Source organism: Vibrio sp. 10N.222.52.B12 (genome assembly GCF_002875385.1).
GTDB lineage: Bacteria > Pseudomonadota > Gammaproteobacteria > Enterobacterales > Vibrionaceae > Vibrio > Vibrio jasicida.
In genome coordinates this window covers 18,312-44,661 of sequence record NZ_MDAW01000115.1, presented here as the reverse complement: position 1 = coordinate 44,661, position 26,350 = coordinate 18,312, and the positions used below count along the sequence as shown (strand labels likewise).

The window sequence follows — 26,350 nt, the reverse complement described above, 5'->3', positions numbered from 1 at the left end:
CTCACCTTTAAAACCGCTTCTGACGTAAGTTCACCCAATCGATATCCTCATAGGTTTGCTTGCATTGGTTGATCGCTTCGAACACGTTCCGTTTTAAATTCAGCAAGATATAAAAACCGGCAATCTCTGAATAAGCGTAGTCAGATAAATCCAACTCACTAAAGAAATCTTCCAGTTTATTTTCAAAGGATTGGTAATCTTGGCTGTATTGTTCGAAGACAGTATCGAGTTCAGTTGTTGGCTGATGGCTTGCTAATGCGCCTGCCATCAGGGGTAATATGGAATCGGTATGCTTGCTGCGTAACTGTTTGATAAGTGGGTTACTTAATAACTTTTGTTCCGCTGCAATCAGGATGTTGACGTGGTTACTCAACGCATCGCAGGATTTACTGAATGCGCCGATCGCCTCTGGTGTCGTTTTTTCAAACAGTTTGTGGTTGACCTTTGAGCCCCACACTTTGAGTTTTTTCGAAGACACATTCAGAGTGACCAAGTGCAGTGAGCGCTTGACGGATTTGAAGCTGGAGTTTGATGGCTGATGATAACTGCTAAACAGGTCGCCAACGTGTCGGAAATACCGCTCTTTCAAAGTCAGGAACAAATGCTCAGGGCGAGAGCTGAATGGAAAGTAATGAGCAAAAATGATCATAAACACCACCATGTAGAACAGGGTCATGATTGTCATTAGAATCCCGAAGTGATAGGTCATGTTGTTGTCGAGTCCGAGCACAAACAGGCCAATCATGTAGAAGATCGTTACCGGTCCTTTAAACAGATAGAAGCCGATAAAGGTGTAGATGAAGATGAACAAGCCGAGTTCACCGCCGAGTTCTAATCCCGGCAAGATGAAGACATACGAAGGCACCGCAAATAGGAAGCCAAACGTAAACAAAATCAGCAACATGAATGGGTGAACAGGTACGAACGACAGTAGTGACATAAAGATGGTCGAGAAGGTGACAAACGAGTAGCCACCCGGTGGATTGAAATAAATCCAAATCAACCCTGCCACCCAGTAAGTGGTGAAGGTTTTCACTGCGGTTTTGAAGTTTTCGGCATCCCACCAAAGGAACTTGCTCTTCTGCTTCGGCAATTCTTGTTTGAACGAAACATTGTTAGTCACAGAATCAATACAGCTAATGCTTTCTGATAGGCGAGATAAGCTTTGATGCATTAACTTTAGCAAGTGACCAAGAGTAAGAGCGGAGCCTTTGGTAAGGTGGGAGGCATTCGATAGTGCTTCTTGGTTATAATCAATGCTGAGTTCTTGCGCACGATAAGCTGGACCTTCGTGCTCCCACATTTCTTGGCAGGTTTGAAATAGGGTCTGGATCTCTTTAACCACTTGATCAAAGTTGTTGATGCAATCACGGTCTTGCTGATGGCTAAAGTGGCTGTGTGCCGCGACACTGAGTTCTTGAGTGATTTGTTTATTGAAGTGAACAGCGAGTTGCCATTCTTTCATGTAAGCCGAGACATCACTGCATTCAACACTGACCATGGCGAAGCGCTGTTCTAGCGCATTCTGAGCAGTGAAAACCTTATCTAATAACTCATCAATCGTGGGGGTCGGTTCTTCATCCCCTTCTTTTTGTTCAGAGGAAGAGGCGTCAACTTGGTGTGGCGTTGTCTTTTCTTCGAAATTTTGCAAGATCGCTGCGAACAAAGTTTGCTGAGCTTGGTTAAGCTGCTCGATCATCTGGCGCAAATTCTGTTCTGTTTTGGTCGGCCACAAGAAAGTACCAACCAAGGTATAAATGACGACACCAAAAATAGTCATGTGGGCACGATCAACACCGTACATGAATGCGCCCTCGGCATCTCCGCCATTAGACATCATCAAAACCATTACGCCGGTTAGAGCTAATAACGTCGGGTCTTTTTGGTAGGCATTGCGGAAGTAGAAGATAAAAGACACAACCACTGAAACACTAAACATGTACATTAAGCGATCTTGCGCGAACATGCCTACCAACAATAAGCCAATGACGGCACCGACTAGTGTACCAAGTACACGTAGTGTCCCTTTTGCTAATGATTCGCGACGGCTGCCTGTAGAAGCAATCAGCATGACAGTCGTTGCTGCGGTTGAAGCTTGCGGCCAACCCATCGCAAATGGGATCAGATAAGCCAGAGTTAGGCTAAGCGCGACTTTTGTGGCGAATTTGATTTTATCGTTCATAGTGTCAAAGTTTGCTCAGGCTTATAGTTGTAAGTAAATGAATTTACTCGGTCAATAATCAGAATTTCGTTCTGAATAAAATGCGGAGGCGGAATATAGCGAGTGAAAAGAGGCGGTTTGTAAATCCTTTGTCAAAACCAAATTAGGGTTAGACGCCACAATCGTTCCTTACGCCTTACTGCTGCTGGCGCGAGAGGCAAATGAGAAAGAAAACGTTTAACTAGAAAATCTCATTAGTGATACAGATTTGCAGGAATTACCAAGCCAAGTTTTCAATCAATACATAGAGCCGGTGCGTTATCGGCAGCGTTCACGTCCAAATTTGTGAGACTGACTGCCTATAGAAAAGCATAGATGATGATAGCTAAGTAGATAGGAAAGTTTTTATTTTTTATTGGCTTGCCGAGAGCAGTGCTACTTTTTGAGATCGATATTAGGTTTTTGAGCGCGAGATAAAAATACTAACGCAATACCGCTGAGGATGATTAGGCTGGTCATGACTGAGTGGAATGTCAATGTTTCACCGAGTAACAGCGAGCCAAGCAGCAAGGCGATAGCAGGAACCGAGAGCTGGCTGACTGCAGCTTGTAACAATGACAGCTTTTGCATTACTTGATACCAGAGCACGTAGCCGAAACCGGAAGCAATGGCACCCGATGCAACAGCCAACAATATACCTTGTATTGTAAAGTGAGCGGGAGCTGATAAGAGAGGAGAGAGCATAAGACCGAATAAAGAAGCGGTGATAAACCCCCACGTAATGCCACTACTTGGTGTCGGTGCTTGTTTACCAAGTGCGGTAAAACCTGCCCAACAAATACCAGAAGCGACCATTAATATTGCTGACCAAATATCAGGACGAGTCGCAGATGGCAGCATCAACCATGTAAAGCCAATCAAAGATACCGCAATACCGATCAACTCGAGCGTTCTAAATTGTTGTCCTTGCCACCAATACAGCGCGAGCAATGTGAGCTGGACGGCACCAAAAAGTAACAAAGCCCCCGTGCCTGCTGCTAGTTTTATATAGGCAAAAGAGAAGAGTGTGGCGTAACCAAAGAGTGCTAACCCTGCGAGTACGCTGAACTTGGTTGTCGGTCGTTGGCTATGCCAGTTTCCACGAATGAGAAGAATGAAAACTAATATGACTGTGCCTGAGAGCAAGCGGATAAGGGTAAAATTGCCAGCATCAATCAATCCTTCTGCCAATGCCAAACGACAGAGCAGTGAATTGGCAGCAAATGCCATCATGGCAATCGCAGTCAGTAAAAATGTCGACATTCCTTATCCTTATTTATCGTAAGAGCTGGCAGTGTAGCGCCAAATATCAAGTACGGACTAGTTGATAAAGTGATTAGTTATAGCGGAAAACATCGCTCAAGCTGGAATGAGAACAGACAACGTTAGGTTAAATCGAGTAGAAATTGCAATTGTTATAATATAACAATAATTTTAAATCCCTAAACTAGATGAATGAGGAATTCAGTTTGAATTTATTTGTTAAGGACCTCACTGTTATTGATGCTTCTTACTTGTGCGCAACACGAGGAATGGTCGGAGAGAGTTGGATTCTTGATGTCGTAATGCATGGTGATCTCAACGAGATGAGCATGGTGCTGGATTTCTCTAAAGTGAAAAAGCAAATTAAACAATTGGTTGATGAACACGTCGACCATCGACTGCTTGTACCGTCAAAGAACTCAGCAGTGCATTCTGCGCATGTGAAAGCGGGTTATTCCCAAGTTGATCTCATTCGCGGTGAAAAAAGTATTCATTTGAACTGCCCCGACGAAGCATTCTGCTTTATTGAAACCGAAGCTATCTCGATTGAAAGTGTGACTGAGCATATTCACAAGGTGTTGATCGGTCATTTGCCAAGCAACGTGGCTTCAATCGACGTTACCTTACGCCATGAACAGATTAATGGTGCGTATTACCACTATACCCATGGTTTAAAAAAACACGACGGCAACTGTCAACGCATTGCACACGGGCATCGTTCACCGATTGAAATCTTGACTGATGGTGAACGTGATACCGCTCGTGAACACGCTTTTGCACAGCGTTGGCAAGACATCTACCTCGCGTCCATCGAAGACCTAGTCGAGATTGGTCATCTGGAGCTGAGTGAACATGCAAGCCTTATCAACTGCGACACGCATTTTGGGTTCCGGTATACCACTTCACAAGGTGACTTCCAACTTGCTATCGCACATAGCGAAACTGAAGTATTAGATACGGATACGACGGTAGAGCTACTGGCTGTATTTATTGCCAATGACATTGCCCCTTCATTGGCTAAAGGGCAGTCGTTACAAGTCATCGCTCATGAAGGCGTAGGGAAAGGAGCGATGGCGTTTCGTTAAAATAGCGTCGCCCACTGTCAATCAAAGCTAACTTTTACTTAATTTTTGGAATATCACTTTTATGGACAAACTCAATAGTGTTCTGCTCGTGGCAGGTACGCATGGCAATGAGCTTTCTGGTATTTACCTTCAAAAGCTCATCAAAGACCGTCTTTATGTTGCCGACCGTTCGACGTTCAATACTCAGTGTGTACTTGGCAACCCTGAAGCGGTTAAGCAAAACGTTCGTTATGTTGAGACGGATCTCAACCGTGAATTTGCCTTGGCGAATCAATCATCGCCTGCGACTCAGCAAGAAACCGAAGTCGCGCAGCAATTCACGCAAGTACATGCTCGCCAAGAGAATCAATTGATCGTCGATCTGCACAACACTACTAGTAATATGGGCGCAACCCTGATCTTGGTGTCGAACAACGCGTTTTATCGAAAGATGGGGGCGTATGTGAAGCAACGTATGCCAGAAGCCAACATCTTGTTTGAAGACAGAAAAGAGTGGGACGACCAACCTTATTTATGCACCACAGGGAAGTATGGTGTGATGATTGAAGTTGGTGCTCAAGCCCATGGTTCGTTGAAATATGAAACCTTGGAGCTGATGAAGAAAATGTTGACCATGGTTCTGGACTACGTTGAAGTGCATAACCTTGGAGAAGTTGGCGAACTGAGTGACTATGACGCTTATTTTTACACCGAAGAGGTCATGATTCCTCTCGGCCAAGATGGTATGCGTGTCGCGACAGTTCACCCTATGATCTGTGGACGAGACTTCGAGGTAGTTAAATCGGGCGAACCACTACTCGCGACTTTCTTTGGTTACGACATTTTCTGGGAAGGTAAACAGGATATCTATCCGCACTTCATCAATGAAAGTGCATACAGCAAAGCCAATATCGCTTGGCACTTGCTGAGAAAAAGGTTGTGAGCGCGAGTAATTGAAACCGAGCTTAGTTTGAATCGCCGCCTTCGCGTTTGAACTGCTTATAGTGCTCTTCGAATCGGCTTGCGATCCAATCCATAAGCATTTTGACTCTTGGCAGTTGATATTTGACTGGCGGGCAGACGAGCGAAAGTAAGGTTTTTTCTGACCATTCAGGGAGCACTTCGATAAGTCTCCCTGATGTTAAATCAGCATGGCAGTACACATCGGTTAGTCGCGTTACCCCTAGCCCAGAAATCGCCGCGTGGCGCATGGTTCTGCCAGTAGCCGCTTTAATACCTTGCACTACGTTGATAATGCGCTGTTCTTTATGATTCTTCATGATCCAATGCTCAACACTGCCATGAATCAAAGGCAAGGCTTTAAGATCTTCTGGGGCGAGGATCTTCGGGTGCCGTTCAAGAAAATCTGGGCTTGCGACATAGTGTGTGCGGAGTGCGGTGAGTCGGCGCGCGATGAGAGTGGAGTCTGGCATCTCGCCGACACGTAGCACCAAGTCGTAGCTATCTTCAATCAGATCGACGCGATGTTTTGAGAAGTCGAGCTCTACTTCAACGTTCGGGTAGGCGGCTTGAAAACTCATCACCAATGGTGCAATAAGCTCTTCACCAATCGGACCTCCAACAGAATTCATGTGAATCCGCCCCTTAATTTCGCTGGTGGCTTGCTGTGCCCATTCTGCGGCGGCATCCAGTTGTAGCATCGCTTCTTTGCATTTACGAAAGTAACCATCGCCAATCTCAGTAAGACGGAGCTGACGTGTGGTTCTATAGAGTAACTGAACACCTAGCGAGGACTCTAATTCACTCACGAGCTGACTTACGTTTGCCTTTGATGCGCCCATCGTTTCGGCTGCGGAGGTGAAGCTTCCACATTCCGCTACATAAATAAACGCTCGAATACCGCGCCAAGATAGATTGTTCATATAAACCTAACAGTGTTTTCATAATGGCTATATATATCCGAATAATAGCGCTCCTTATACTTGTTTAAAAGAGAGGAGCAGAGTGCAAATGTTTGTGAATGCTCGTCTTTATCATCTAAAAACCGTTAAACATAGAGAGTGAATCGAGTGACAGTAACAAGATATGAGGCTTCATTTTTCAGCAATGGCAACCGACTTGCAGCGGAAATTCATCGTCCATCCGTAGTGGAAAACCCTTTACCAGCGGTTTTGATTGCTGCGCCACAGGCGGGTGTGAAAGAGCAGACGGTAAGAATCTACGCCGAGAAAATTGCTGCCAAGGGATTTGTGGTATTAACGTTTGACCATGCCAGTTTTGGCGCGAGTGAAGGTGCGCCAAGATTTCATGAGAACCCATACAATAAAGCGGAAGATTGCCGCAACGGGGTGACATATTTACGTTCCTTAGCATACGTGAACAGTGAGCAAATCCATGGGTTAGGTGTTTGTTCTGGCGGTGGGTATTTAGCTCATGCCGTTGCGACAGATAGACGCGTAAAATCACTTGCGACCGTGAGTGCTTACTTTGACCACAGAGGCTTTTATCACAACGTAATTGGCCGAGAAGGTTTGTTAGACTTGCTACATAAAGGTAATGAAGCGAGAGAACGATATCTTGCTACTGGGCAGATTGATTTCCTGCCTCACGCGCCAGCTGAAGACAGTGAGGAAATGCCACGTCTGTTCCGAGAGTTTTACCAGTACTACATGACAGAGCGCGGAGCAAAAGGCTTATACGAGAGCAAGTTTTTGCCTTGGTCTTATGAAACGTTGGCTAACTTTTCAGCTTTGGATATTGCTGCAAACTTGACGCCGACACCACTACTGATGATTGTCGGTACAGAAGCGGATTCCGCATACGAAAGCGAGCAAATGTTTGATGCGGCTTCGCAGCCTAAACAGCTGATTCGAATTGAAGGTGCAAATCACATTGGGCTGTATGATGAAGACGAATATGTTGATCAAGCAGTCGAGCAGATCATCGAGTTTTTTAGCTAATCACACCATTAGAAGAAAAAGGGGCGAGAACATCGCCCCTTTTGCCATTAATCGATGTCACTGGAACAACCATAAAGTGACTTAATGGTATTTCGTAACCACACCAGTTTGGGATTGTACGCATTACGTTTGTGCCAAATCATGGTGAACGGGATCAGCAATTTTTCTTGTTGTGGTTGCTCTAAAGGAATGGGTAAGCACACCAAATCTGGATGCAGCTTCTTGGTGTAACTCTCACAGTACTGCGGTGCTGTGGTCAGCATATTGTGGTGTGGTTGCGCAGCCATAAATAGAGACTGTTCGAAGCTCGACATGGTTAAGCCAATGGAGCGCTGTAAGCCAAGTTCACTCAATACTTCATCCAGTGCCCACGTCTCACTCTTTTCCCAAACAATATTGATGTGTTGGTAACTCAAAAAGGTTTCAAGGTTCCATTCCTGCTCCAAAGCGGGGTGATCTTTGTGTAGGTACACCATAGGTAAATCTGAGAACAGCACTTCGAAATCAAGAAAGTAAGGAAGCAGGTCGAGTGACTCTTTTGAGCGGGGATGACTCTCTCTGCCGGTGAAGCCGATGTCTGCCTCTCCACGCACAATTGCGTCGAGTGAATCGTAATCCCAGTTACTGGTTTTGACTTTCGCATCTGGGTAGCGCTGGTGGATTGCAACAAGAAGATCATCAAGAATCGTCAGCACTAAAGGTGACTCAATGGTCAGATCAAAGCGCACGCCTTTGGGGGCTATATCGCTGCGCTTCTCTGCAATTTGGCTACCAATTTGTAGCCACTCCGCCAGATCTTGCTCCATGCTTTGCGCTAATGGAGTCGGTGCTAATCCTTTTGGTGTTTTCACAAACAGAGGATCATCAAACCAGTCACGAAGCTTATTGAGCGATTTACTTACCGTTGACGGCGTGACGTTCAATTTCTTCGATGCTTTGGAAACACTCTGCTCTTGCAGCAGCAATTGCAGAGTGAACAACAAGTTGAGATCAAGACGGGCTAGCGATTTCTTCATAGTGGCTTTCATGAGCAGGTTTAGGAATAAATAGTATTAGAGCCAAGCTGATTGCGCCACCTATAGCTAACACAAACACCAGCATATTCAGCGCATTAACGCCGATGAACCCCATAAACCAGATGTAGAGGGCAGAGCAACACACTTGAGCGATGCCCAACATTGAGCTTGCTACACCAGCACGCAGAGAGAAAGGGCTGAGTGCTTGACTCATGGCCACGCCAAAGCCAATCGAGAAGCCAGCGCAAATCAGCCCAAATCCGAATAAGTAAAATGGGATTCCCCATTGGTTTAGATGAGCAAAACCAATCACCATCGCTGCACTGACAAGCAAGGTTTGCGAAGTCAGCATCAGAGTACGTTGCTTAAAGTAAGACAAAGCCAATGGCGCAGAGAAAGAAGTGATCATACTGACTAATGCAGTGCCTGCCATGACAGAAGAATAGCCACCACGATCAAAACCAAGTTCGCCCATCACCAGCATTGGAGAGACATTCACGTAGGTAAGAATGGTGGTCACGCCGATGGCCGTAATGATGAGTCGGCTGATGAAAAAGCGCTCCGCGAACGTTTCTTGGGTAGAAGCTGAAGTGGTGTTTTGTTGTGGCAATGCACTAGGCTTTGATTCTTTCAGCACCAAGGTCGAAAGCAAACAAACCACCACACCCATGCCTGCCATTGTGGTGAATAGGCTTGGCCAAGGGAATTTGAGCATAATGAGATGGCCGACAACGGGGGCGATGACAGGAATGATGCAGGTAATGCCGTTTAGCATCGACAGCACCTTAGCGCGGCGTTTGTCATCCAATGTGTCGCGCAAAATAGCAAAAGCAACCACATAGCAAGAGCCAGCCCCAATACCTTGGGCAAAACGTGCGATTAAAAATGTATTGGATTGTTCTGCCATTCCGCCAAGTAATGATGCTGCAATAAAAATGGCTGCACCTACCATCGCCACCGGTTTACGCCCAACGGAGTCGGCGATTTTTCCTGCAAACAGCATGGTGGTTGCCATACCTGCAAGGTAAATAGAAAACGCGATGTGTAATTGTGATTCACTGGCGTTTAAATCCGCGGCAATTTGAGGCAAACCTACAAGATAAAGATCAATGGCGGTAGGATAGAGTAAAACAAGAGAGAAACTACAAAGCAGAAAACGAAACATGACAACCTCACTAACAGTTGATGAGGATAATAGTGTGCTAAACGTTTGCCTGCGAGTGGGAAATACGACAGCAGGTTTTTCCATTTACGACATACCCTGTATGAAATGGGTATAAAAACAGCAAGGATGATTATGATTACCATTGAAAAGTACACGCCATGCCGTCATGAGCAAACCCTTGAGTTGCAAGTCTTAGAGGATCAAGTCCAATACACAGTCGCGAACATTCCAGAGTTATTGGGAAGTCTTAAACCGACAGAGCTAGCGCATTTGATCTTATTGGATGATCAAGTGGTTGGCTTTTTTGTCTTCGATGCCGGATACAGTGAGAATTACGACTTCTGTCCGGAAAAGAGCTTAGGCGTGCGTTGGTTATTGTTGGATCATCGTCATCAAGGCAAAGGCATTGCCAAGCGAGCCATCAGCCAATTTGCTGATTATGCGAAATTGCATTTTCCGAGCTTTGATTTTCTCTATTTGACGGTTAATTGCCGCAATGTACCGGCTTATCAGTGCTATTTGAAAGCAGGCTTTGAAGATACCAATGAGCTGTATCATGGTGGTCCTGTTGGGCCTCAGCACATCATGCGACAAGCCTTGTAATCATTGTGCTAAAAACCCAAAAGCCACCCAATTCTGCACTGGGCGGCTTTCTTTTAGATGTATTGATTAGCGAACGAAGGCTTTGCGACCAGCGAACACCGCCATTGAGCCTAACTCGTCTTCAATGCGCATTAGCTGATTGTATTTTTCGACACGTTCACCGCGACACGGTGCACCTGTTTTAAGGTGACCTGTGCGAAGTGCAACAGTCATATCGGCAATAAAGCTGTCTGTGGTTTCACCCGAACGGTGAGAAACAAACGCGCCCCATGCAGCGTGGTGACACATTTGAATCGCTTCAATGGTCTCGGTTAGCGAGCCAATCTGATTCAGTTTGATCAATGCTGAGTTAGCAGCATTCATGTCGATCGCTTTTTGGATGTATTTGGTGTTGGTAACCAGAAGATCATCGCCGACGATTTCGATCTTACCGCCAAGCTTCTCATTCAATAGCGGCCAGTTATCCCAGTCGTCTTCAGCAAGTCCATCTTCGAGAAGAACCACAGGGAAGTCTTCTACCAACTTCTCGTAGTATTCAATCATCTCTGCAGAGGTCAGTTCACGGTTCTCTGAGCGCAACTTGTATTTACCATTCTCATAGAACTCACTAGAGGCTGGATCCATACAGATACCGACATCGACACCAGGTTTTAATCCAGCTCTCTCAATGCCTTTGACAATCAACTCTAATGGTTCGCGGTTGGACTTCACAGCTGGCGCAAAGCCACCTTCATCACCGACGCCAACCGAGTGATTAGACTCCAACAGAACTTGGCGCAATGCATGATACACCTCGCTACCCCATTGCACCGCTTGTCTAAAGTTCTCAGCACCGTATGGCGCAATCATATATTCCTGAAAATCCGGACCTTGCCAGCGAGCATGCACACCGCCGTTGAGGATGTTCATACAAGGCACAGGTAATAGGTTAGCGCCCACACCGCCAAGATACTGATACAGAGGTACGTCAGCGGTTAGTGCGGCTGCGCGGGCAACGGCGAGGGAGACACCAAGAATGCCATTCGCGCCGAGACGGGATTTGTTTTCGGTGCCATCTAACTCGATCATAATGCGGTCAATTAATGCTTGATCGCGCGAGTCCAAACCAACAATGGCTTCAAGCACTTCGGTGTTGATCAGTTGAACGGCATTGAGCACACCTTTGCCACCAAAGCGGGTGTCGTCACCATCTCGCAGTTCTACCGCTTCTCGTGAACCAGTACTGGCACCCGAGGGCACCGATGCTCTTGCTGCAATGCCACAGCCGAGTGTGACTTCGACTTCCACAGTCGGATTTCCGCGTGAATCCAAAATTTCGCGCGCCAGAATATCCTCAATCAAGAAATCCATAGTATGTCCTCAATGATCAGTTAGGTGGGGAAATGACTTTAAGAGTGTAGACACAGATTTTTGATTACGATGACTCTTGATATCTTTGATGTTGAAGACAGTTGTTTATGTGGCTGTTTTCACATAAATTCCAGAAAGGCCATTGGTTATCAAGGAAGAGTCGTGAAGATAGAAGTCGACAATTTAGAAAGAACAGCAGTCATTGCATTGCTAAAAGAACATTTGCAAGACATGTACGCCACGTCGCCACCAGAGAGTGTGCATGCGTTAGATTTAGATAAGCTCAAAGCGCCAGAAGTGACATTTTGGACCGGATAGAAGGGTGAACAACTGCTTGGGTGTGCAGCGATTAAAGAGTTGGATGGCCAACACGCGGAGCTGAAATCCATGCGCACCACGCCAGCGGCAAGAAACCAAGGTGTGGCGTCTCAACTATTGATTCATGTGATTGAGCAAGCGAAGCAAAAAGGCTTGCAGCGCTTGAGTTTAGAAACGGGCTCGATGGAGTTTTTTAAACCTGCGCGCCTGTTGTATGAAAAGCATGGCTTTGTGTACTGCGAGCCGTTTGGTGACTACGAACTCGATCCAAATAGCCAGTTTATGACCCTAGAATTGAGCTAGGGTCATTGATTGATAGTGAGTTGAAATTAGAAGTTCAAATTGAAATTGATGGTTGGCGACAAGAGGTTTGAACGTTCGTCAGCCAATCGCTTTCTCTTCTCTTTTAAGCGTTTAGCGTTGTCTTTATCTGGGTTGTTATCCAGTTGATTATCGATGATAGAAATTTCATTATCGATCTCTTGGATGCGCTGTTGGCGTTGGTACTCTTGATGACCTAACTGATAGTTTTCAATGAACTGTTTATTGCTACACACACCATAATATTCTTTCCCTTCAATACCGACGGTATAGCCATTGTCTGGTGAGCAGTAAAGAATCGTGCCTGTATCAAAGCCTTCTTTCCACTGTTCTCGATCTGGAGTGACACCCGCTTCACCACAGTCTTCAGCGTAGCTGTTAATGATGCTCGGATTGTTACCTTCCTGCCCATCTTTGTAGCCTACTCTGTACCAGTCTGCTGTCTTACACTCATCTGGAGACATGCTGGTGCAACCAGAGAGCAAAGTGAGTACTGCTAGGGGGATTAGCGCTCTTTTCATCAGTTACTGTCCTTTAAACAAAATCGAATTGATATGGTTGAGTGTAAAATGAACACTGTTCATATCAATAGTTGAAATCATTGTATTCGCAATTGTAGTGAGTCATCAGTATCAGTGATAAGTTCAATTCGCTGAATGAATTCGAGTTTGATTAATATTGTTCACGGATTTTGCCTTTGTTGTATCAATTCGATAGCCTTTGCATCAAAGTAGACACGCAACAACGACATTAAGATAAATATAGCCAATGAGGTTTAGACATTGAGTGACCAATCAACCGTTGTCATTATCGAGGATGAATCTGCTATTGCCGACAACTTGATTCATGTATTGGAGATGGATGGCTACCACGTAGAGTGGTTTGCAACGGCAGGAGAAGGTTTCGCTTTTTTGCAGCACAATACCGCGGCTTTGCTTGTATTGGATGTTGGCTTGCCAGACGGCAACGGATTTGAGCTTTGCAAAGCTATCCGTGAGTTTTCTGATATTCCAATTATCTTTCTCACCGCAAGAAGCGATGAAATTGACCGTGTAGTGGGTTTGGAGATTGGTGCGGATGATTACGTGACTAAGCCTTTTAGCCCGCGCGAAATGTTGGCGCGCATTAAACTTCGAATCAAAGCTAAAGCGCCAATGAAGGAGCACAAACCAGAGCCTGTGGCTGTTCCAGAACAACCTCAATTGAGCCATGATTTGGTTGCGCAGAACTTCGATTATGGTGTCGGTGGACAAATGCTAGGGTTAACTGCGGTTGAATTTAAGATTCTCGATAAACTGATTTCCGTCTCTTCCAATGTATTGAGCCGAGAGCAGCTCATGGTCGCGGCAGACATGGCTCCAGAGGCCGCATACGAGCGCAATATCGATACCCATATCAAAGCTATTCGCCATAAGTTGAAGCCGTTTGGGATGTCTGAACGCATCTGTACCAAGCGTGGCTTTGGTTACTTCTACTGCATTAAAGGTGAATGATGAATCGCTGGCCGAAGATCCCACTTGGACTCAGACTGTTTTTTCTCTACTTCATCTTAGTCGGGATGACGGCTTACATGGTGAGCAAAACGGTTGTTCAAGAACTTAAGCCAACCGTACGCCAAACTACCGAAGAAACGCTGGTGGATATGGCGAACTTGCTTGCGGTATTGGCAGAAGAAGACGTTGCGAACGGTAAGTTGTCCGAGAGTCGCTTCTCCAAACTACTAGCAGCTTATGGGCAGCGAGAGCCCCAAGCGCGCATTTGGGAAATTGGCAAAAAAGCGATTAACCATCGAATTTACATCACCGACAAACAAGGCATTGTGATTGCGGATTCTTGGCAGCAAGACGTTGGCAAAGACTACTCGCAATGGAACGATGTTTATCTCACGTTGCGTGGTCAATACGGCGCGCGCAGTACCATCGAAGACCCGAAAGATCCGCTCTCAACCGTTATGCACGTGGCTGCGCCCATTTACCACAAAGGCGAAATCATTGGCAGCGTGACGGTGGCAAAATCTAATCGCTCAGTACAACCCTTCATCGATCTTTCTAAACGCAATGTGTTGTTTTGGATGGTATGGATGAGTGGGTTAGTGCTGCTAGCAGGGGCATTGTTTGCTTGGCGAATTCACTCGGCACTGAACAAGCTAGAAGACTATGCGACCAAAATGGGTGAGGGCGAAAAGGTCTCTAAGCCGACATTTCGTATCTTTTATGAGTACGGCACGCTAAGCGACGCATTGGAGAAAATGCGCAATCAGCTCGATGGTAAACAGTATGTGGAAGAGTACGTACAGACGCTGACTCATGAGCTGAAAAGCCCGTTATCAGCGATTAAAGGCGCGAGTGAAATATTGCAAATGCCATTGCCTGAAGAAAAGGTCACACGCTTTGCTGGCAACATTGAGCGAGAAAGCGACCGCATGCAGTCATTGATTGATAAGTTGCTCGAACTGGCTCGTCTTGAAAAGCGCCCCGAGTTAGAACAAGTCGAAGCTATCTCGCTAAAACAAATGGTCAATGAAGTGGTTGAATCGGCGGATGCTCGTTTGAGTGCTAAGTCGGTCACTGCCAGCATCCAAATTGATGACCATCTCGCCGTGCTTGGTGATGTCTTCTTACTGAAACAAGCCGTTTTTAACCTGATGGACAATGCGCTGGATTTTGTTGATTCAGAGGGATGCATTGAATGGAAAGCTGAGGTCACGAGAGAGAAGCTGTACCTTTCGATTTTCAATTTAGGTCCTCACATTCCCGACTACGCGATGCCTCGTTTAACCGAGCGCTTCTACTCCCTCGCTCGGGAAAATGGTGTTAAGAGCACTGGGCTTGGGCTGAATTTTGTTGAGCAAGTGACCAAGCTGCACAAAGGTAAGTTGCAAGTCGAAAACGTCGATTCTGGCGTGAAAGTGACCCTGATTTTACCAACTCCATAGAAACTCCACATTAGCTCCATTCGTTCTCCAAATTGCTGATTTAGATTACTCCCATCAGCAAATGGAGAATGAAACATGAAAAAGATCCTCAATAACCAACTCGGCACGAAGTTCGCCTTCGTGTTGTTTTTGTTTGTCTTACTGCAAATCCCGCTTTCAATGGTCACAGGACTGATCTCAGAACGCTCATATCGCCAAGATGAAGTCAGAAACGACATCGCACGCAGCAGTAGCGGCGAACAGCGCATCATTGGTCCATTCATCATGGTTAACTACACCGAAACCAGTTACCGAGATGACAAAGTACAGATTAAAGAGCGTCGTAAATTCCTCCTACCCAGCACTTTTGATATGAGCGCGAATCTGGACAGTTTTGAAAAGTACCGAGGCATTTACCGTGCACGTTTATACAAAGCACAAGTGGCACTGAAAGGCACTTTTGATGCAGACGATCTCGCGGCGTTGCAGGGACTTGATATTGAAAATATGAGCCTAGTGGTTGGCATTGAAGACAGCCGCGGATTAATTCGTTTGGATGACATGACCATGGCGAGTGCTAACATCGAAGTCGCACCTGGAACGGGGTTAAATCAGTTACCACAAGGCTTCCACAGTGATCTGACACTTGCAGACCTAAACCCAGCACAACCTTTGGCTTTCGATCTTAACTTCTTGCTGCAAGGGATGGGTCAGCTTCAAGTCACACCAATCGGCAGTCAAACAACGGTTGAACTCTCTTCAACTTGGGCACATCCAAGCTTTATTGGTGATTACTTACCGGTGTCATCAGAAGTCTCTGAAGATGGATTTAACGCACAATGGGCGAGCAACAACTTCTCTACCAATATCGCGCAGTTGTTCCAAAGCTGTTTGTCATCGAATCACGCTTGTCACGAGCTTGAACAGCGACAAATGGGCGTAGATTTGATTGACCCCGTTGATCACTATTTGAAGTCTCACCGAGCTGTGAACTATTCACTGTTGGTTATCACATTAGTATTTGCGAGTTTCTTCTTACTGGAGCTGTTCCAAGCGCGTCCGGTTCACCCAGTGCAATATGGCTTTATTGGTCTGGCTTTAGCGCTTTTCTATCTATTGCTGATTTCGATGAGTGAACATCTGGGCTTTAACTGGGCATATGTGGTGTCGGCAGTCGCATCGACGGGGCTTTTAAGTGTGTACGTGAGCGGTATGTTGAGCAACACCAAACACGGCGCGATATTCGGAGCGTGTTTGCTCACTCTCTACGGATTACTGTTTGGCTTGCTACAAGCAGAAAGCTACGCATTGGTTATGGGGACATTACTGTGTTTCGCGATTTTGAGCTTCACTATGGTCATTACACGCAACATCGACTGGTACGCACGAAATAAGAAAGCAGAAGAAAGTGCAAAGGCGAATCATGAAGATGGTTAAACGAGCAACTCTCACTGGTCAGCCAAGCGATATGGTGGAAGAGACGTCCGCTATCCACCTGCGATTTTCTGCAGAAAATGGACTGAAAAGCTTGGTGTGTTTTATCGCATTGGTCGTTATTGCGCTCTATGTTCGAGACAGCTTTATTCGCCCGACATTTGGTGATGTTCTCGTTGTGGTTTGGCTCTACTACTTTCTTGCAAGTATGTTCTCTATGCCCGTTAACTGGCTGGTTTCATTGGTGGTGTTGATTGCGTTTGCTGTTGAGTTAGGGCAATTGTTACAGGTCGCTGCTTGGCTTGGTATCGAATCTTCATCGCCTCTGGCAGTGATTTTGGGCGCTACATTTGATTGGAAAGATCTGCTGGCTTATAGCATCGGAGGTCTACTGTGTTGTTGGATAGAAAAGAAATGAAAACCGAGATGAAAGTCATTGCGCTACCAAACCGACTCCGCTATTCCAAACGAGGTATTCGTAAGAGGTTCAAAATCAGTTTACTCAAGCGCGTGTACCTTTGGTCACTGACCAATAGAGAACTGCTGTAAACCTCACCTCTTTATATTAAATACAAAAGGGAATCTTAAACTCACCGACGCACAGGGTGAGTTAAGATTCCCTTTATTAACTAAGATATATAGTTCTTACTTTTAATTAGCTTTCAAATGAAAGTTTCTCGCCGAACGTCTCTTTCCAGTCTTTATCGAACTGCTCAACCGCCGGTTTTACTGCTGGATGTGCGAACATTTGTGCCGCCACATCGGTTGGCAATGTAATGGCTTCGATGCCCAGTTTCATCACCTCCATCGCTTGTTGAGTGTTCTTGAAGCTGGCTGCCAAAATCTTCGCTGGTAGTTGGTTTTGATCGAGCAACAATTGAAGATCCGCGACCACTTCAACACCGTTGCCGTTCATCGCATCAATGCGGTTTACGTAAGGTGCTAGGTAGTCTGCACCGCACAGTGCCGCTAGGAAACCTTGTTGAGCTGAATAGATAGCAGTAGCAAGAACCTGAATTCCCTCTTTTTTCATTAGCTTAATTGCTGCTAAGCCGGTTTCTGTTGCTGGCACTTTTACCACCATATCGTAAGGCAATTCATTCAGTTGGCGCGCTTCTGCCACCATACCTTCGACGGTTGAACTCACGACTTGAGCGTGAAAGCGAGGTGTACCGCCAAGTGCTTCTTGCATGCCTGCTAGGGTTTCATTCAGTCCCTGTTTTGACTTCGCCAAAATGCTTGGGTTTGTTGTCACGCCTTTTAGCGGTAGGCACTGGTTAAAGCGTTTTACTTCTGCCACATCAGCAGTATCTAAATAAAGTTCAATCATGGTTTCTACCTTAAACAAAATCTTCGTTTTGATGATGGGATCACTATAGATCTGACAATCGAACGAGATCTTGATTTTGATCAATTGAAATTTCATTTGAAACTATAATAATTTCATTAAGTGAAAGTTAAGTGAAACTTGTAAACGCTCAAATGAAGCTTTCAGTTAGAAAACAGAAAAGCTGTTCATAAGACTCAACGAGCAAAAGAAACGAATTAAGTAAATAGCGGTAGCACAGACCAAGAGGCAAGCAGAGATGTATTTCAATATTCAACGATTCTCTACCCATGATGGTGATGGCATTCGTTCCATTCTTTTTCTTAAAGGATGCAGCTTGTCTTGCCCTTGGTGTCAAAACCCAGAAAGCCGCAGCGAAAAGCATTCACTCTTATTTGATCAGCGAAGCTGTATGGAAGGTTGCCAGCAGTGCGTTTCTGCTTATCAAGCCACAACTCAACCCACAGCGGGTAGCGAAACGGTGGGTGATGGTATTCAACGTATCGACAACCAAATCATCATCAATCGCAAAGCCATCAAAGAAGACCAACTGATCGCGCTGCGAAACGTCTGTCCTACGCAAGCACTGACCGTCTGCGGTGAAGAGGCAAAATCAGACATGCTGTTCGACACCTTAATGAAAGACAAACCTTTCTATGACCAAAGCCAAGGTGGCGTAACCTTCTCCGGTGGTGAGCCACTCATGCAAGCGGATTTGGTGGCAGAACTCGCACAGCGTCTGCATGACAACCAAGTCTCTACCGCTATTGAATCGTGCATGCATGTGCCGTGGAAGAACGTCGAAAAAGCCGCGCCGCATATTGATTGCTGGTTGGCGGATTTAAAACACACTGATGAAGAAAAGTTTCTTAGCTGGGCGAAAGGTTCACTAAAACGCATCAAAGACAATTTCCGAAAACTGGCACCTATCGCGAAACGCATTGTGATTCGCGTTCCCGTTGTGCCGGGGTTCAATGACACCATCGAAGAGTTGAAAGACATCATCGATTTTGCGGCTTCACTAGAAAGCTGCCAAGAACTTCACTTGCTGCCGTACCACACGCTCGGCATCAATAAATACCGTTTGCTCAATATGCCTTACGAGTGTTCTGACAAGCCATTAAACAAACCAGAACTGCTAGAAAGCGCCATGCAATACGCAAGCGAAAACACCCAACTTAACGTGATTGTAAGAGGTTAACTATGGACCTGAATTACCTTCCTGAGCGTATCAAAGCGCACAAATCGGCACTGGTAAATATCGTAACGCCACCTGTCTGTACCGAGCGTGCAGAGGCATACACTCGTGCTTATCAAGCAAACGAAGACAAACCTGTGATTGTCCAACGTGCGCTAGCACTGCAAGAGCATTTACGCACTCGTACGATTTGGATTAAACACGATGAGTTGATCGTCGGTAACCAAGCGAGCAAAGTGCGCGCTGCGCCTATTTTCCCAGAATACACTGTACGTTGGATTGAAGCGGAAATTGATGAGCTAGCCAACCGTCCTGGTGCAGGCTTTGCTGTCACTGAAGAAGATAAGCAAAGCATCCACAGCATCACACCGTACTGGCGCGGTAAAACCGTTCAAGACCGTTGTTATGGTTTGTTTACTGATGAGCAGCAAGAGATCTTAGCCAGCACCATCATTAAAGCCGAAGGCAACATGACTTCGGGTGATGCGCACCTTGCGGTGGATAACGAGAAAATCTTGAAGCTAGGCATGAACGGTTTGTTAGAAGATGTTCGTCAGCACCGTGCTAACAATGATGTTTCGACCTTTGAAGGCTTGAAGAAAGAGCTGTTCTACAAATCGGTCGAAATTGTACTGCTTGCCATTCAAGACCACATGGTGAGCTACGCTGAATTGGCGGCAAAAATGGCGTTAGAAGAGACACGCCCGCTGCGCAAAGCTGAGTTAGAAAGCATTGCGGCAAACTGTCGTCATGTCGCGAGCCACACGCCAGAAAACTTTTGGCAAGCACTGCAATTAAGCTACTTCGTTCAGTTGATGCTACAAATCGAATCGAACGGTCACTCGGTTTCTTTTGGTCGTATGGACCAATTCCTCAACGAATTTTATGTTCGCGATATCGAAAACGGCACGATTGAGAAAGACTTCGCACTAGAGCTTTTACAAAGCTGCTGGTTGAAGCTACTTGAAGTAAACAAGATTCGCTCTGGTGCGCACTCAAAAGCCTCCGCAGGTTCTCCGCTGTATCAAAACGTGTGTATCGGCGGTCAGAAGTTGAATGAAAAGGGTGAGCCTGAAGACGCAGTGAATCCCCTTTCTTGGGCGATTCTGGAGTCTTGTGGTCAGCTACGTTCGACGCAACCTAACTTGAGTGTGCGTTACCACGAAGGTTTGAACCAAGAGTTCTTAATGGGCTGTATCGAAGTGATTAAATGCGGCTTCGGTATGCCAGCGTTCAACAACGATGAGATTGTTATTCCTGAATTCATCAAGCTTGGTGTAGAGAAAGAAGACGCTTACAACTACGCATCTATCGGCTGTATCGAGACGGCGGTTCCCGGCAAATGGGGTTACCGTTGTACGGGCATGAGCTTCATTAACTTCGCTCGTATCCTGCTCGCTTCATTGAACGAAGGTGTGGATGCAACAACGGGTAAAGCTTTCTTGCCGCACGATAAGTCATTAGCAAAAGGCAACTTTGAGAGCTTTGAGCAAGTGACAGCTTCTTGGGCAGAGCAAATCCGCTACTACACCCGTAAGTCGATTGAGATTGATACAGTCGTCGACAGCGTGCTTGAACAGCAAGCACAAGACATCTTCTGTTCAACGCTGGTGGATGACTGTTTGGCTCGCGGTAAAACCGTGAAAGAAGGCGGCGCGAAATACGATTGGGTATCTGGCTTGCAAGTCGGTATCGCGAACTTGGGTAACAGCCTAGCAGCCATCAAGCACCTTGTTTTCGATGACGCGCAAATCACCCAACCAGAGCTAGCAAAAGCATTGGCTGAAGATTTCGATGGTATGGAGAACGAGCAGCTTCGCCAACGTCTTATCAACTTTGCACCAAAATACGGTAACGATGATGACGCGGTAGACCAACTACTGGCAGACGCGTACCAAGTGTACATTGATGAGCTAGAGCAGTTCGTTAATACGCGTCATGGGCGTGGTCCAATTGGCGGCGGTTACTACGCAGGTACTTCAAGTATCTCGGCAAACGTCCCATTCGGCGCCTCAACCATGGCAACGCCGGACGGTCGTAAAGCGAAAACACCACTGGCAGAAGGTGCAAGCCCGTCATCTGGCTCAGACCGTTTAGGTCCAACAGCGGTATACAACTCGGTCGGTAAGATCCAAGCGAATAAGATCCTTGGTGGCGTGCTGCTTAACCAGAAGTTAAGCCCGGCAGCGGTTGAGTCTGAAGGGGATAAGCTCAAGCTTTCTATGTTGATTCGTACCTTCTTCAACCACCACAAAGGTTGGCACGTGCAGTACAACATCGTCTCTCGCGAGACCTTGTTAGCTGCGAAGACGAACCCTGAACAATATCGTGACCTTGTTGTGCGAGTTGCAGGCTACTCGGCCTTCTTCACTGCACTATCACCAGATGCGCAAGACGACATCATCGCACGTACCGAGCACGAGCTGTAAGTACACTCACTAAGTAAAACAAAAGGCACCGGTTGGTGCCTTTTTCATGTGTACGGTAAATGTGAATGAATCGAGACATATGGCGCTTGATTAAGGCCGCTATCCATATCCCCCCCACACTCGTCGAATAATGATTTGTTGACTTGCATTCTTTCTATTTATATTTGCGATCGCTCAAGTAACTGTTAAATAACAAATTGTAATGATAGTTAAGCCTGTTAGTATTCGGCGCCTATGCATTTTGTATGATACGGAGATTTGCAATGGCTATTTATAAATGGGCGACTCTTTGCTCATTGTTATTTGTTTCTGGCTGCGGTGGAGGTGGAGATGACTCCTCATCCAGTGCGTCGAATTCAACAACGTCAACAACCTACAATGACTACTCCATTACAGCAATTGATGGTTATTTAGTTGATGCGACTGCTTGGTTGGATAAGGAGGGAGTAGGACCGACTCAAAGATCATCTCTTGCTGCCGTAACAAAATCAAAAGGAGTCGCAACGTTTAAGGTTCCAGATGATATTAATGCTGAGGACTACACCGTTTTTGTCCATGCAAGTTCAGGAAAAACCTTCGACGAAGGTTTGAATCGCTATGTGACAAGTGATTTTCTTATGGCAGCTCCAGCAGGAACAAATGTCGTCACACCGTTTTCTACTTTTGTTTATTTCAAAGTTCAGTCAGGTTTGACAACGGAACAGGCAATAAAGCAATTAGCGGCAGAGCTTCAAGTTAAGCCTGAGCATTTGCTGTCAGATTTCGTGAAGAACAATGATGAGCGAATGACTTCTATCGCAGAAGATTTAGTTCGATTAAACCTACTACCAGATACCGGTGCGAGTTTTGAACAAGTTCTCGATAACCCAACAGAGGCATATGAAAGTTTAAGTCATTACGCTCAGATTCAATCCGATCCAAATGATTTCTTGCATGTCGTGAGAAACTCAAAAAATGAGATGGAAGTCGATACCGACCAAGATGGCACCGCTGATAGCGATGACCTTGATATCGACGGCGATGGTATCTCAAACGATGAAGATTCCTACCCGTATGAATTCGATGATCACACAGCCAATCGTCCTACAACATTGCTGCTATCTGCGCCTTTAAATGAAGATATTAGCTCAGGGCAGTGGCATTACTTTAAGGTAGAAACTCCGGAAGACATTTTACTCAATATTAGTTTGAAAGGATTGTCAGGTGACGCCGACCTTTACGTGAAACAAGGCTCTCTTCCAACTAAGTTTGATTATGACTGTCGGTCAAACAACAGTTACAAGCTTGATGAAAAATGTCTGCAAAGACTTAAAACAGGCCAGGTTCATTTTATCGCCGTGTCTGCCGAAGAAGATACGAGTTACCAAGTTTTGGCAAAGCTAGATGAAATCATTGTTAATAAAGTCACTCTTTTATTGCATGGTCTAGCGTCCAGTTCAGAAACATGGCAACCGTTGATCAATGACGATAGTTTTTATTCTGGAGCCTGTCAGGTACTCGATTTGGATAGCGAACTCGTCTCGCTTCCAGATGTTAATAAGCGAGGGGAGTACTGTTTTAGTTTGGATTTCGGTGGATATGACAGAGATACAATACTCAGCTCTAAAGGACTCGATGGGAAAACTTGTCTCTCTGCTCTGGGATGCAATGGAGACTACTCTAGCTTTGAATTGCTAGGCAAAGAAGTGGAAACGACCATTGGTAAAATTGTAGATGAACTTGGAATCGATACAGAGATTGTACTGATTGGTCATAGCCGAGGTGGCTTAGCTGCAAGGGCTTACCTACAAAATACTGCTTCACTCAATAGAGAGCATGTAAAAGCAATGATGACAACAGGTACACCTCATCAAGGTTCACCGCTTGGACGTTTCCATAAATATATGGATGAGAATTGTACGCCAAAGAGTAGCTTTAGGCAGGACAATAGCGTTTGTGAAGACAGCTGGGAAGTGATTGAATTATTGGCTGGCGAAAGAAAATTTTGGTTTTTTCCAATTGGTCAATACGTTATGGACTTGATGGCTCCTAGTGTTGATTTTCTATCACCAGAGTCTGAATCAATAATCGCATTGAATAGAGATGTACTGGCGTTAGAAAACACAGTGTTATCTCAACTAAGTTACAGCGGTACTGAATTTGGCATTTTGGATACAGATGTCGAAGTTGTTGGTATTTATGACCTATACGACATACGACTATGGGTCATGGTTTAATGGCGACCACCCACACCCTAGCACGCTTCGGTATATAGAAAATGGCGCAACGAGAGCAAGTTTGGTTGGCGATGGTATCGTACCCGTCAATAGCCAAAAGTTAAGTCAGGTTCTTGCTCCATATGGTAGAAATGTTGATTTCTCTTTAACGAATGATGGGCACAATATTGTCCATATCGATCAGACTAAGCAAGTTACAGATTTATTTGAGATGTTCCAACAGGTATCAGAATCCATAGGTTGGGGAGACAAAATGTGACGCGAAAACAAAAACTAGCCATTCTTGTTAGCAGCTTTTCGTTACTCGCTTACTTTGGGTATATCAAACTTGGCTTGCATGAGTCTGTTAGTTCTGAACTGGTGGGGGACGAGAGTAGTAAAGCTATTGTTCATGAGCAGACTAAACAAGATGGTAAAGCATCAAATATTGAAGATGCATATACCAACCAAGATGGAGGGATGATCGTGCAGGACAGTCAACAGACAAGCACTAGCATTTCGACTTTTGGTGTTTGGCAAGAGTTGGTGGATTCCATAAAGATAGCAAGGGTCGATACAGCAAAAGAAACACAATTGATTCTCATGTTGAAGGAGAAAGCAGCCCCTGATGTTTATGATGAAATTAGAAAGCTATTGCAGCTAGGCCCTAATGATGCGTCTGATCGGACGCAGGAGTACCTATTGAGCCTTTTGGCGGCTATCAACACCCCAGAATCTGTTGCGGTACTTCTAGACGCGTTGCAAACGCTTTCTAACCCGAGCTCAGATACGGTATACGTAGCGAAGAAGTCCATACAAAAGATATCGAAAGATGCCAACCACACCAGTTTATTGAAGGATAGCTTTGTAGAGTTAGAAGCAGATAATCTTTATATCGGTGATGTTGCTCAAGGGATTGCGAAGAATGCTTCGGTGCGTGATTTGGAGTTCTTAATTGATATGGCCAAAACTGATGGCAGTAAATCCAAAGTGGCTTTATCTAGTTTGCAATACTTGAATAATGAACGTTTGGTTCCGAACTTGCAGCAAGTGATTGATAGTAATGCAGCTGAGAGCCAATTAGTGGCAGCATCTTTAAACTCTCTTGCTAACATGGGGCAATATGAAGCTGGTGTCGCGTTGATTAAATGGAGCGCTAATCAGGATGCTTCAGATTTGGCGTTCGTTCGGCAACTTATTTCCCAAGCAGAATCTAGAAGTCCTTCAATGTCTAGAGCGATCGAAAAGACATTACATAAACAAGCGTTTGTTAGCCCAGAAGTAAAGGAAGTGATTGAGCTAATATACAACGACTCCAAATAGGGAATAAAAAGGCACCGATTGGTGCCTTTTTGCGTTTTGGTATGAGTTTATTTAACCATATGCTCGTGGCGCATTTTTGTTAGCATTTCTAAGCGTTTTGAATACTGTTCTTGAAAGGCTTTTGGGTCAACGCCTTCGGAAACTTGAGCGTATACTCGCATCTTGTTACCGCCGTAAATTTTCGCCAGGTCTCCGTTGCTGTAGCCTCGTGCCCATAAGTCATCAGTAATTGCAGCTAAGATCTTGGATAGTTCGCCGTTGCCTGTTGCGCCCTTATTGAAGGCATCAATCATGTAGCCGCCATCGTCATACATCTTGGCGTTTTTCATCGCAAAATCGACCACGCCTTTTGTTGAGAACATGTCATCGGTTGCGATACCAACATGGTCAACGCCGACTAATTTCACATAGTAATCGATCATATCTGCTGCTTGTTTTGGCGAGATGTCCTCAGGCCATACACCATCCATCATCCACTCAGTAAAGGTTGGAGATACATAACCGCCTGACTTCGCAGCACGAATTGCTTCATCATCAGGGATTGCACGGTAACAGCCCTTTGGTGTCGCATCGGGTTCACTCTTGTACAAACCCGCAGGGACTGAGTGAGAGTAGATAAATGGCGTTCCGGCATGGTTCTTTTCCATGTAATCCATCGCATCATTGGCGGTCTTTGACCCGGTATGGCTCAAGTCGAGAATTACGCGGTATTTCACCATCTCATCGATCACTGATTGGCCCCAAGGTGTTAAGCCAATATCGCGACCGTTATAGGCTGCTAACTGACCTGAGCCGGTACGGAAAATATCGTTGTACGCCAAGATCATGCTTTTCAACCCCATGTCTTTAAGCAGCGCCATACGAGTCACATCTTCTTCTAAAATGGTGGCAGTTTGGCTATTCCAAAGAACGGCGGTTTTGCCTTCTACGTGCGCTTTCTCAATGTCTTGGTTGGTGTGGGCAACAATAAAATTGTCCGGTTCTTTTGCCATGGCTGCACGGTGTTTGTGGTGGTGGAAAATGAAGTCATCAAAGTTATGGTCAGCCGCAGTAATCGTATATTCATGACCAGTAATGCCGTTGTCGCGTGCTAACTGGAAGTAATCGAGAAGTTGTTGATCGTCTGTCCAACCAGCACCATAAGGGCTTGCTAGCATGCCAATCACAATGGTGTCTTGAACAAAGGCTTTTGCTTTGTCTGAAGCTGGCCACGTTTTGCTTTCTACGCTGGCGTAAGCGGAGCCCATTGATACGGCGATAGTGATTGCTGCCAATGACATTTTCTTGATCATAGTAACCTCTCAATAGT

The 26,350-nt window shown here is 45.5% G+C and carries 20 protein-coding genes and 2 pseudogenes; 13 read left to right on the top strand and 9 right to left on the bottom strand.

Annotated features, from left to right (window positions below; all coding sequences use genetic code 11):
- Positions 1–7: 7 nt before the first annotated feature.
- Positions 8–2,182 carry an FUSC family protein gene (locus BCT11_RS11200; protein WP_102388344.1) on the bottom strand — a complete coding sequence of 725 codons (2,175 nt, stop codon included), beginning with the start codon at positions 2,180–2,182 and terminating at the stop codon, positions 8–10.
- Positions 2,183–2,596: 414 nt separating this feature from the next.
- On the bottom strand, positions 2,597–3,463 hold the full coding sequence (locus BCT11_RS11195) for a DMT family transporter (RefSeq protein ID WP_095760517.1): 867 nt from the start codon (positions 3,461–3,463) through the stop codon (positions 2,597–2,599).
- Positions 3,464–3,669: 206 nt separating this feature from the next.
- On the opposite strand from BCT11_RS11195, the gene BCT11_RS11190 reads away from it, so the two are divergent.
- Both BCT11_RS11190 and BCT11_RS11185 read left to right on the top strand, forming a co-directional pair.
- The gene (locus BCT11_RS11190) at positions 3,670–4,548 is read left to right on the top strand and encodes a 6-carboxytetrahydropterin synthase (RefSeq protein ID WP_102388343.1); all 879 of its coding nucleotides are present in this window, start codon (positions 3,670–3,672) and stop codon (positions 4,546–4,548) included.
- 61 nt (positions 4,549–4,609) lie between these two features.
- Positions 4,610–5,484: pseudogene (locus BCT11_RS11185) on the top strand (aspartoacylase).
- 8 nt (positions 5,485–5,492) lie between these two features.
- Here the strand turns inward: BCT11_RS11185 and BCT11_RS11180 are convergent.
- Positions 5,493–6,410 (bottom strand): LysR family transcriptional regulator, encoded by a 918-nt coding sequence (locus BCT11_RS11180; RefSeq protein ID WP_102388341.1) that lies wholly within the window; start codon positions 6,408–6,410, stop codon positions 5,493–5,495.
- Between the two features lie 147 nt (positions 6,411–6,557).
- Between BCT11_RS11180 and BCT11_RS11175 the strand changes: the two genes are divergently transcribed.
- The gene (locus tag BCT11_RS11175; RefSeq protein ID WP_042601956.1) at positions 6,558–7,448 is read left to right on the top strand and encodes an alpha/beta hydrolase; all 891 of its coding nucleotides are present in this window, start codon (positions 6,558–6,560) and stop codon (positions 7,446–7,448) included.
- A gap of 47 nt (positions 7,449–7,495) precedes the next feature.
- On the opposite strand, the gene yidZ is transcribed toward BCT11_RS11175, so the two are convergent.
- The gene (gene yidZ, locus BCT11_RS11170; RefSeq protein ID WP_038869058.1) at positions 7,496–8,464 is read right to left on the bottom strand and encodes an HTH-type transcriptional regulator YidZ; all 969 of its coding nucleotides are present in this window, start codon (positions 8,462–8,464) and stop codon (positions 7,496–7,498) included.
- Complete coding sequence (locus BCT11_RS11165) at positions 8,439–9,629, bottom strand: MFS transporter (RefSeq protein WP_102388340.1); 1,191 nt, start codon at positions 9,627–9,629, stop codon at positions 8,439–8,441. Before BCT11_RS11165 ends, yidZ begins: the two co-directional genes overlap by 26 nt.
- Positions 9,630–9,761: 132 nt before the next feature.
- On the opposite strand from BCT11_RS11165, the gene BCT11_RS11160 reads away from it, so the two are divergent.
- The gene (locus tag BCT11_RS11160; RefSeq protein ID WP_041056380.1) at positions 9,762–10,232 is read left to right on the top strand and encodes a GNAT family N-acetyltransferase; all 471 of its coding nucleotides are present in this window, start codon (positions 9,762–9,764) and stop codon (positions 10,230–10,232) included.
- A 66-nt stretch (positions 10,233–10,298) separates the two neighbouring features.
- Here BCT11_RS11160 and eno read toward each other — a convergent pair whose 3' ends face one another.
- Positions 10,299–11,582, bottom strand: coding sequence for a phosphopyruvate hydratase (gene eno / locus BCT11_RS11155; RefSeq protein WP_038879500.1), 1,284 nt, complete (start codon positions 11,580–11,582; stop codon positions 10,299–10,301).
- Positions 11,583–11,744: 162 nt separating this feature from the next.
- On the opposite strand from eno, the pseudogene BCT11_RS11150 reads away from it, so the two are divergent.
- Positions 11,745–12,203: pseudogene (locus BCT11_RS11150) on the top strand (GNAT family N-acetyltransferase).
- Between the two features lie 26 nt (positions 12,204–12,229).
- Here the strand turns inward: BCT11_RS11150 and BCT11_RS11145 are convergent.
- Positions 12,230–12,742 carry a DUF2799 domain-containing protein gene (locus BCT11_RS11145; protein WP_102388339.1) on the bottom strand — a complete coding sequence of 171 codons (513 nt, stop codon included), beginning with the start codon at positions 12,740–12,742 and terminating at the stop codon, positions 12,230–12,232.
- A gap of 261 nt (positions 12,743–13,003) precedes the next feature.
- Between BCT11_RS11145 and BCT11_RS11140 the strand changes: the two genes are divergently transcribed.
- From BCT11_RS11140 to BCT11_RS11125, 4 genes are all read left to right on the top strand, one after another.
- Positions 13,004–13,714: a response regulator gene (locus tag BCT11_RS11140; protein ID WP_102388338.1), complete on the top strand. Its 711-nt coding sequence runs from the start codon at positions 13,004–13,006 to the stop codon at positions 13,712–13,714.
- A complete protein-coding gene (gene creC, locus BCT11_RS11135; protein ID WP_102388337.1) occupies positions 13,714–15,156 on the top strand; it encodes a two-component system sensor histidine kinase CreC in 1,443 nt (480 codons plus the stop codon). The genes BCT11_RS11140 and creC overlap by 1 nt, the downstream gene beginning before the upstream one ends.
- Positions 15,157–15,231: 75 nt before the next feature.
- Entirely contained in the window at positions 15,232–16,572 is a 1,341-nt protein-coding gene (gene creD, locus BCT11_RS11130; protein ID WP_102388336.1) for a cell envelope integrity protein CreD, read from the top strand.
- The gene (locus tag BCT11_RS11125; protein ID WP_102388335.1) at positions 16,559–16,987 is read left to right on the top strand and encodes a DUF2809 domain-containing protein; all 429 of its coding nucleotides are present in this window, start codon (positions 16,559–16,561) and stop codon (positions 16,985–16,987) included. Before creD ends, BCT11_RS11125 begins: the two co-directional genes overlap by 14 nt.
- Before the next feature lie 237 nt (positions 16,988–17,224).
- Here BCT11_RS11125 and BCT11_RS11120 read toward each other — a convergent pair whose 3' ends face one another.
- Positions 17,225–17,899 carry a fructose-6-phosphate aldolase gene (locus BCT11_RS11120; RefSeq protein WP_027726626.1) on the bottom strand — a complete coding sequence of 225 codons (675 nt, stop codon included), beginning with the start codon at positions 17,897–17,899 and terminating at the stop codon, positions 17,225–17,227.
- A gap of 256 nt (positions 17,900–18,155) precedes the next feature.
- On the opposite strand from BCT11_RS11120, the gene BCT11_RS11115 reads away from it, so the two are divergent.
- The 4 genes from BCT11_RS11115 to BCT11_RS11095 all read left to right on the top strand — a co-directional run bounded on the left by BCT11_RS11115 (position 18,156) and on the right by BCT11_RS11095 (position 25,041).
- Entirely contained in the window at positions 18,156–19,097 is a 942-nt protein-coding gene (locus tag BCT11_RS11115) for a glycyl-radical enzyme activating protein (RefSeq protein WP_102388334.1), read from the top strand.
- A 2-nt stretch (positions 19,098–19,099) separates the two neighbouring features.
- Positions 19,100–21,523: a formate C-acetyltransferase/glycerol dehydratase family glycyl radical enzyme gene (locus BCT11_RS11110; RefSeq protein WP_102388333.1), complete on the top strand. Its 2,424-nt coding sequence runs from the start codon at positions 19,100–19,102 to the stop codon at positions 21,521–21,523.
- 263 nt (positions 21,524–21,786) lie between these two features.
- Positions 21,787–23,739 carry an alpha/beta fold hydrolase gene (locus tag BCT11_RS28055; RefSeq protein ID WP_157939362.1) on the top strand — a complete coding sequence of 651 codons (1,953 nt, stop codon included), beginning with the start codon at positions 21,787–21,789 and terminating at the stop codon, positions 23,737–23,739.
- A gap of 255 nt (positions 23,740–23,994) precedes the next feature.
- On the top strand, positions 23,995–25,041 hold the full coding sequence (locus BCT11_RS11095; RefSeq protein ID WP_102388331.1) for a hypothetical protein: 1,047 nt from the start codon (positions 23,995–23,997) through the stop codon (positions 25,039–25,041).
- 47 nt (positions 25,042–25,088) lie between these two features.
- Here the strand turns inward: BCT11_RS11095 and BCT11_RS11090 are convergent, their stop codons facing one another.
- The gene (locus BCT11_RS11090) at positions 25,089–26,333 is read right to left on the bottom strand and encodes a membrane dipeptidase (protein ID WP_102388330.1); all 1,245 of its coding nucleotides are present in this window, start codon (positions 26,331–26,333) and stop codon (positions 25,089–25,091) included.
- Between the last annotated feature and the right edge of the window lie 17 nt (positions 26,334–26,350).

Coding starts and splice junctions, on each gene's coding strand:
- BCT11_RS11200 (WP_102388344.1), bottom strand. CDS start 2,182: ATGAACGATAAAATCAAATTCGCCACAAAAGTCGCGCTTAGCCTAACT.
- BCT11_RS11195 (WP_095760517.1), bottom strand. CDS start 3,463: ATGTCGACATTTTTACTGACTGCGATTGCCATGATGGCATTTGCTGCC.
- BCT11_RS11180 (WP_102388341.1), bottom strand. CDS start 6,410: ATGAACAATCTATCTTGGCGCGGTATTCGAGCGTTTATTTATGTAGCG.
- yidZ (WP_038869058.1), bottom strand. CDS start 8,464: ATGAAGAAATCGCTAGCCCGTCTTGATCTCAACTTGTTGTTCACTCTG.
- BCT11_RS11165 (WP_102388340.1), bottom strand. CDS start 9,629: ATGTTTCGTTTTCTGCTTTGTAGTTTCTCTCTTGTTTTACTCTATCCT.
- BCT11_RS11160 (WP_041056380.1), top strand. CDS start 9,762: ATGATTACCATTGAAAAGTACACGCCATGCCGTCATGAGCAAACCCTT.
- eno (WP_038879500.1), bottom strand. CDS start 11,582: ATGGATTTCTTGATTGAGGATATTCTGGCGCGCGAAATTTTGGATTCA.
- BCT11_RS11145 (WP_102388339.1), bottom strand. CDS start 12,742: ATGAAAAGAGCGCTAATCCCCCTAGCAGTACTCACTTTGCTCTCTGGT.
- creC (WP_102388337.1), top strand. CDS start 13,714: ATGAATCGCTGGCCGAAGATCCCACTTGGACTCAGACTGTTTTTTCTC.
- creD (WP_102388336.1), top strand. CDS start 15,232: ATGAAAAAGATCCTCAATAACCAACTCGGCACGAAGTTCGCCTTCGTG.
- BCT11_RS11125 (WP_102388335.1), top strand. CDS start 16,559: ATGAAGATGGTTAAACGAGCAACTCTCACTGGTCAGCCAAGCGATATG.
- BCT11_RS11120 (WP_027726626.1), bottom strand. CDS start 17,899: ATGATTGAACTTTATTTAGATACTGCTGATGTGGCAGAAGTAAAACGC.
- BCT11_RS11115 (WP_102388334.1), top strand. CDS start 18,156: ATGTATTTCAATATTCAACGATTCTCTACCCATGATGGTGATGGCATT.
- BCT11_RS11110 (WP_102388333.1), top strand. CDS start 19,100: ATGGACCTGAATTACCTTCCTGAGCGTATCAAAGCGCACAAATCGGCA.
- BCT11_RS28055 (WP_157939362.1), top strand. CDS start 21,787: ATGGCTATTTATAAATGGGCGACTCTTTGCTCATTGTTATTTGTTTCT.
- BCT11_RS11090 (WP_102388330.1), bottom strand. CDS start 26,333: ATGATCAAGAAAATGTCATTGGCAGCAATCACTATCGCCGTATCAATG.